Annotated in this window: 2 protein-coding genes; both read right to left on the bottom strand. The window is 36.9% G+C overall.

Going from position 1 to position 822, the window contains the following annotated elements:
• Positions 1–33: 33 nt before the first annotated feature.
• A complete protein-coding gene (locus HMPREF2846_RS07100; protein ID WP_060804561.1) occupies positions 34–279 on the bottom strand; it encodes a hypothetical protein in 246 nt (81 codons plus the stop codon).
• Positions 276–731 (bottom strand): YopX family protein, encoded by a 456-nt coding sequence (locus HMPREF2846_RS07095; RefSeq protein ID WP_070626323.1) that lies wholly within the window; start codon positions 729–731, stop codon positions 276–278. The genes HMPREF2846_RS07100 and HMPREF2846_RS07095 overlap by 4 nt, the downstream gene beginning before the upstream one ends.
• Between the last annotated feature and the right edge of the window lie 91 nt (positions 732–822).

Below are 822 nucleotides of genomic sequence, written 5' to 3'. Positions count from 1 at the left end.
CTTCTACTTGTTTTTCCATGTATTTGTATTTCATCACTCACTGCCCCTCTCTAGATCATGTAGTAAATTACTGAACTCATTTGTTTCATCTAAGTAGTCCATGACCTCTAACAATCTTTGCAATTCATTTTTACCTACCATTGCATTCGCCACTTGGAATAAGTGGTACTGATTATTAGGCTTAATAATCTTTTCAACTGCTTTATGTGTTTTCACGTAATCTGACAGCATCTTTTCTTTCAGCGTATGCCAAGCCTTCTCATAGTCACGTGGTTTCACTCAATATCATCCTCACTTAATAAATTTTTATTTTCAAATACATTACCAATTACCTCACATTTTTCATGGACATCAAGAACTGACGAACCTTTATCTGTCACCCAACCTAACCAACTTTCAGATTGGGAACCGTCACTGTCAAAGCCAGTACCAAATGTAACTACACCAATTTCATCGTGAACTCCATTTAAATAACCTTTGTCGATAATATCCCCTTCATAAATCTCTGTACCGTTTTTGTCTTTCAGACCAGTGTACTGCATTAGTTTAAAACAAAGGGCATCGTAATATTCAGATTGCGAGTTATCAACTTCCCCGTAACCCGTGTCGTCAAGGTGATGATTAAAAGCTAATGCACTAACGTTTTTATCGAATGCATTAAATTCAATAACGCCTATGTCATATCTCATTTTATTTTCTAACGAATCCCACGCTCTGAATTTAGGTTTCATCCCATTTCCTCCTATTATTCAAATAATCCTCTCTAGCAACGATTGCAGTGATGCGTGTAGGGCTTGCATCAATCACAAACCCCTTTACACC

Origin of the sequence: Staphylococcus sp. HMSC056G08 (genome assembly GCF_001812305.1) — a bacterium.
GTDB classification, from domain to species: domain Bacteria; phylum Bacillota; class Bacilli; order Staphylococcales; family Staphylococcaceae; genus Staphylococcus; species Staphylococcus simulans.
Note: the sequence above shows the minus strand (reverse complement) of the source record. Positions and strands in the feature narration are given on the sequence as shown.